This is a genomic window from Streptomyces sp. NPDC005151 (genome assembly GCF_053599875.1).
This window is the reverse complement of record NZ_JBSFYR010000240.1, coordinates 1-1,740: the sequence shown is the minus strand read 5'-3', so window position 1 is coordinate 1,740 and position 1,740 is coordinate 1. Positions and strand designations below refer to the sequence as shown.

1 protein-coding gene is annotated in these 1,740 nt (G+C 70.3%); it reads left to right on the top strand.

Translation table 11 applies throughout. The features are described 5' to 3' along the window. The first annotated feature begins 444 nt into the window (after positions 1–444). Positions 445–1,689 carry a serine hydrolase domain-containing protein gene (locus tag ACWD6R_RS40450; protein WP_451823321.1) on the top strand — a complete coding sequence of 415 codons (1,245 nt, stop codon included), beginning with the start codon at positions 445–447 and terminating at the stop codon, positions 1,687–1,689. The last annotated feature ends 51 nt before the right edge of the window (positions 1,690–1,740 follow it).

Here is a 1,740-nt window from a genome sequence, read left to right as displayed (position 1 = left end):
CCTGCGCCGGCCTGACCCTCTACGCGGTCCTCCGCGAACTCCAGGCCCTCCTGGCCACCTGGACCGGCGCCTGCTCGATATGCGGCCAACCCGCACCAACACCCGACCCCCACCACAGGACCTAACAAAGCCCTACTAGTGCCGCGGCAGGCATCGTTCGCCCCGTCGTGACGCCCGGCACGCCCTCTCGCCGCCTGGTACTGCTCACCCACGAGAAGGAGCTGGTGCCGCTCATCCACCGCTTCCTCGCCGAATGAACGCCCCACTCCGCTGATCGTAACCGGGGGGTACCCCCACCACCGATCCGGATGACCACCCCATCGCGTCGGCCACCGCCGTACGGGCATCGTGAAGTACCGCGGAGAGGGCGGAATTTGAAGACAGCTCCGCAACAGGCCACCGCAAGCCGCGGTGATCCTGCCGGCTACGACGAAGGAAGAACACATGATCAAGCGCAAGCGTGCCCTGGGTGGAGCACTCACACTGGCCGTGGCGGTCGGCGTCGCAGGAAGCGTGTTACCGGGCAACCCCGCCACCGCGGCGACCGCGCCCCGACCCACCGCGTCACAGTCGGCCAACGCCGGCGACGATGCTCGGCTGCGCGCGATTCTGCACCGGCTGACCACCGTCGACGGCGCGCCCGGAGCGCTGGTCGAGGCACGGAACCAGCTCGGCAGCTCGGTGCTGACCAGCGGCGTCGCGGACGTGAACAGCCATGCGCCGGTGCGGCGCGACAGCAGGTTCCGGATCGGCAGCATGACCAAGCCGTTCGTTGCGACGGTCGTGCTCCAGCTGGTGGGGGAACACCGCGTCGACCTGGACGCGCCGGTGGAGCGCTACCTGCCCGGCGTCATCCGCGGGCACGGCAACAACGGGCGGCGGATCACGGTCCGTCAGCTGCTGCAGCACACCAGCGGCCTGCCCGACTACCTCACCTACCTCAGCCCGCCGGAGATCCTCAAGGACCCACTGGCCCACCACGACACCCGCGACCTGGTGAACATCGCGCTCGCCCATCCCCCGACCTTCCGGAAGCCCGGCACCGGCTGGCGCTACTCCAACACGAACTACCTGGTGGCCGGCATGCTCATCGAGAAGGTGGCCGGCCACACCTACGGCGAGGAGATCCGCCGGCGCATTATTACACCGCTCGGCCTGCGCGAGACGTCAGTGCCGGGTGACTCCACGGCGATCCCCGGACCGCACCCGCGCGGATACGTACGGCCGGGCGAGGACGCGCCGCTCATGGACCTCACCGCGATCAACCCGTCGATGGCGGGCGCCTCCGGCGAGATGATCTCCAGCGGCAGCGACCTCAACCGGTTCCTGGACGCCCTCGTACGCGGCAGGCTGCTGCGCCCGGCCCAACTCAAGGAGATGATGACGACCCGGCCGACCGGCGACCGCGACGGCGCGGCCTACGGCCTCGGCCTGGCGAGCCGGCCCCTGCCGTGCGGCGGCGGCCTCTACTGGGGGCACGATGGCGACATCTTCGGGTACCAGACCGTGGGCGGTGCCACGGTCGACGGCAGGCAGGCCACGGCCATGGCGAACCTCGACCCGGGGGGATCGGACGCGCAGGACGACGACATGAAGGTCGCCGTCCAGACGGCACTCTGCGCGGGCCGGCCCTCGGCCTCTGACCCTAGTGCTGTGACCGGGAAGGTTCACCGGGTGGGCGGTCGGTGATGTCGGGGCAACCTGCCCGTGGGCCGATCGGCCTGGTGGGTGACAATGGCG

Coding starts and splice junctions, on each gene's coding strand:
- ACWD6R_RS40450 (WP_451823321.1), top strand. CDS start 445: ATGATCAAGCGCAAGCGTGCCCTGGGTGGAGCACTCACACTGGCCGTG.